Below are 4,226 nucleotides of genomic sequence, written 5' to 3'. Positions count from 1 at the left end.
AAAACGTCACCCGCCCGCTTGCCCACACTGCCTAATTCGAGTACACAGCACGATTGCCGACGCGCTACGGCCAACCACGCACGAGCCCGTGAGGCCGGTCAGCATCGGCGGTCTCACATCCGGTGCTCAGCCCCCTTGGGCAGGCTCGTGATCCTTTTGAGGACGACGGCCGTGAGGCAGGCCGACTGTCGTCCGGGGCCCTGCCCGGGCCAGTGCCGTAAGCCCTGCCCGGATCAGTTGGCGCGGGTAGTGCTGACGGCCGATCGGGCGCTCCTGTGCCAGTGCACTGTTCGTGAACGAGGGGCCCTTCGTCGCCGTGCGGGTCCGGCCTGACCGGAGGTGGTCGGGGACGAGCGGCGGCGTCACCGCGTCGACGGTTCCGGGTACGCCGGTCACGGCCGAGCCGGGCCGTCCGGTCGTCCCAAAGCGATCGCACGCGTCACGCGACGCTCCGGTAGGGTCACGTACCGCACCGAGACGGTCGGCGACAGCCGACCGGAAGCCCACGGGAGCGCGGGCGGCCTTCGCGGCCGGCCGTCTTCTGGACTGCGCGCGCGGCCTTGACGATACTGGACAGCGACAGTGATCGGACGGATATCGCCGAGCGGTCCGCAGACCTTTGAAGGTGAGCGTGTCATGCTCGATCTGCCGCGTGAGGAGCGGCTGGCTGCAGCCTTCGTCGATCTCGCCGACACCTTGGTGCGCGACTTCGATGTGATGGATTTCCTGCACACCCTGGCCGAGCACTGCGTGGAGTTGCTGGACGTGACGGCGGCCGGGGTGCTGCTGGCCACCCCGCAGGGCCGGATCGTGGACGCGGCGGCCTCCGACGAGCGCACCCGCATGCTGGAGCTCGCGAGCATCGAGTGGGACGAGGGCCCGTGCAGGGACTGCTGCCGCACCGGCATCCCGGTCCCCGACGTACCGCTGGACACCGAGGCGGCCCGCAACCGCTGGCCGCGGTTCGCGGCGCGTGCGATGGAACTGGGATTCACCTCCGTCGTGGCGGCTCCGCTGCGGCTGAACGACCAGGTGATCGGCGCCCTCAACCTCTTCCGGGACATGCCCGGTCCGCTGGAGCCGACGCAGTTGCGATTGGGACAGGCTCTGGCGGACACGGCGACCATCGGCATCCTCCAGCAACGGGCGGTGCACGAACAGATGACCGTGACCGCGCAACTGCAGGTCGCCCTGGACAGCCGGGTCGTCATCGAACAGGCCAAGGGCTTCCTCGCCCACCGCCGCCGGACCGGCGTCGAAGAGGCGTTCCAGGCCATGCGGAAGCATGCCCGCTCGCGTCAGTCGCAGCTCACCGTCGTCGCCCGCGAGGTTCTCGACGGTACCGCCGACGCGTCCCTTCTGGATCCTTAAGACGTCCCTTCCGAATCCTCAAGAAGCGACAGCCGACCGGTCCAGGGCACACCAGACGTTGTCCTGCGGAGAACAAAGGGGTGAGGGCAGTGCTGCACCGCGCAATGGCCTCATACCTGCGCGCGCTCGAAGCGCACCCGGACCCCGGCCTGCCCCCTTTGCCGCTGCGGGCCTGCGCGCAGACCCTGGGCCTGGACGGCCTGGCCTTCCTGCTCGCTTCCGACGGCACCCCGCCCGAGCTGCTGCAGTCCTACGGAGAGCACACCTCGGCCCTGGAGGACGTCCAGCTCACCCAGGGCCAGGGCCCCAGCCTGGACGCGGCCCGGCACGCCACGCTGACACTCGCTCCCGACATGGCGGCTCTCGATCCCTCCCGCTGGCCCGGCCTGGCCCCGGCGGTCCTGGGTCTGGGCGTGCGGGCCGTCTTCGCCTTCCCCTTGCGTATCGGAAACATCTGTCTCGGGGTGCTCACCGCTCACCGCACCTCCCCCGGTCCGATGACCGCCCCCCAGCTCACCGACGCGCTCATCCTGGCCGACACCGTCGCCGGACTCCTCACCGGTCTCGCCGCCCGACCGGGCCCGCCGGCCGCCCTGCTCATGGACGATCCCGGTCTGCACTTTGCGGAGGTCCACCAGGCCACCGGCATGCTCGCCGCGCAACTCGGCATCCCTCTTGCCCAAGCCTTGGTCAGGCTCCGCGCCCACGCGTTCAGCCATGACCGTCCTCTGCTGGAGACAGCACGCGACGTATTGGGGCGACGCCTCCGCCTGGACGTCACGGACAACGGGACCGACCCGCAGGACCGTCAGGACGACCAGTAGGGTCACACCGGGAGGAGAAGCCCGGCGGGACGGGAGCCGGGGACCGAACGTCGGGCGCTCGTGGCGACGAACGGTCTCGGCGGCCCCACGTCGGCCGGTGACAGCGGGCAGCGATCCGTTCCTCGCGCGCCACATTGTTGAGACCGTTGTGATGGGCGTACGCCCTGACTACCGTGGGTGGTATGGGTTCATCACGAGAGGAACGCCTGTCGCGGGCGTTCGTGGAACTGGCAGACACGCTGGTCGACGACTTCGACGTGGTCGAACTGCTGACCACCTTGACGATGCACTGTGTGGACCTGCTGGACGTGCATTCCAGTGGAGTGATGATCACCGATCCCCACGGCAACCTCATCGTCATCGGTGCGTCCAGTGAGCAAACCCGCGAGCTGGAACTCCGGGAGATCCAGTCCGACCAGGGCCCCTGCCTGGATTGCTACCGCTCCGGCGAGCCCCAGAGCGCCGCCGACCTCGCCACCGAAACCCGCTGGCCGCGCTTCACCCCCCTGGCCCTCAGCCACGGCTACCGCGCCCTGCACGCCGTCCCCCTGCGCCTGCGCAGCCGCGTCATCGGGGCCCTCAACCTGATGCGCACCACCCCGGTGCCCCTGGGACAGGCGGAGCTGCGCACGGCACAGGCCCTGGCGGACATCGCCACCGTCGGATTGCTCTCCCACCGGCGGGTGGGTCTCGCCGACCTGGTCACCGACCAGCTCCTCGCGGCGCGTACCAGCCGGTCCTTGACCGAGCAGGCGGTGAACATCGTGGCCGAACGCTGGCAGCTCGACACCGCCGAGGCGTTCCGGGTCCTTCAGGAACGCTCGCGCAAGGAGGGCATCTCCATGAGCGAGCTTTCCCATGGCATCGCCCGCGGCACCTTCGACATCACCGCCCTCGCCGGCATCATCGCCGCCCGGGCGCGCGAATCCGGCTGACTTCCGCCGCAAAGGTCGTGGCTCGGCCGGTTGGTGACCGGGCGCGTGCGGGCCCGGCGCGGACGCAAGGCGCTCGCGCCGCCGAGGGGTTCGGCTCGCTCGGATTCGGTCCGTACCGCGGATTCCGGTCGTGAGGGCTGTGTGCGGGATGCGGAGGACGGGGTTGCCGTCTCGCGAAGGCCGCTGCACTGTGCTTGGCAGAGTCGTCGCCGCGTGCTGCGGGAGGGATCCGGCCGCCGCCAGGAGGAAAACCGGCACCGGCGGCGGCCGGACGCTGGAGAGCGGGGCTCCTTTCCCCGCCTCCGGCGCAACCCGTCCTTCCTGGCCGGCAGGGACGCCTAGGGCGCTGGGAGGCCCCTGGCGGACAGGCCGGGAAGGGCGGGAACCGGGGAGCGCGCCGCGGAAAACGCGGTCTCCGGCCGTCCTTGTGGGCACTGCGGCCTCGGGGTCCGGGAGAGCCGGGCCGGGCAGCGTGGCTGCCTGGCTTCGTGGTGGAGGCTAGACGCCCCGGCGGGGGCAGGCAAGGCATGGAAACCGGACAATGGCCGAGGGCCGCCGGACCCCACGACCGTGAGTCGTGCCTGACCACAACCTCGGTCCCTGTTTCCACTTTCGGCCGTTCGGGAGCCCGGACCGGATCCTGGCGACGAACGGATTCCCCAAGCCGGAGGGTGGGTGAACTCCCTCTGATGGAGAAGCGGATGGTGCCAACCTCCGGGCACAGTTCCGGCCGACGGGGCCGCGGAACGCACACCGAGCGCGACCCGGGAGCCGATGAGCACGGTCCGCGGGTGGCGGAGTGAGCCACCGGGCAGCCGACTGCGGGGCCGCAGGCGGATCTGCACCAGGAAGTCGTGCACACCGGCGCACTCCAGTGCTGGGGGCCGACAGGCCGCCTGGCCCCACGCCGACCGGAACGACACCGGCACGGCTCGGTCAGGCCATCCGCTGACCGGCCTAAAGCGTGTTGCAGAAGGTCGTGTCCGGGCAGGTCAGGGTCCGTTTTGGGGTCGGTCTGGTCATGCGGCGAGGGCGAGGTTGTGCATGTGGGCGACGGCCTGGACCGCGTGGTGGAGACCGGTGCCGCGCTGGCGGC

At 70.6% G+C, this 4,226-nt stretch carries 3 protein-coding genes; all 3 read left to right on the top strand.

The features are described 5' to 3' along the window. Nucleotides 1-636: 636 nt before the first annotated feature. The 3 genes from ACZ53N_RS36560 (at nucleotide 637) to ACZ53N_RS36550 (ending at nucleotide 3,130) form a co-directional block, all read left to right on the top strand. Nucleotides 637-1,371 carry a GAF and ANTAR domain-containing protein gene (locus tag ACZ53N_RS36560; RefSeq protein WP_469145027.1) on the top strand — a complete coding sequence of 245 codons (735 nt, stop codon included), beginning with the start codon at nucleotides 637-639 and terminating at the stop codon, nucleotides 1,369-1,371. A gap of 89 nt (nucleotides 1,372-1,460) precedes the next feature. Further along, nucleotides 1,461-2,195, top strand: coding sequence for an ANTAR domain-containing protein (locus tag ACZ53N_RS36555; RefSeq protein ID WP_469145026.1), 735 nt, complete (start codon nucleotides 1,461-1,463; stop codon nucleotides 2,193-2,195). A 182-nt stretch (nucleotides 2,196-2,377) separates the two neighbouring features. Further along, a complete protein-coding gene (locus tag ACZ53N_RS36550; RefSeq protein ID WP_469145025.1) occupies nucleotides 2,378-3,130 on the top strand; it encodes a GAF and ANTAR domain-containing protein in 753 nt (250 codons plus the stop codon). The last annotated feature ends 1,096 nt before the right edge of the window (nucleotides 3,131-4,226 follow it).

The sequence above is a fragment of the Streptomyces sp. NPDC033229 genome, from assembly GCF_055576875.1.
Note: the sequence above shows the minus strand (reverse complement) of the source record. Positions and strands in the feature narration are given on the sequence as shown.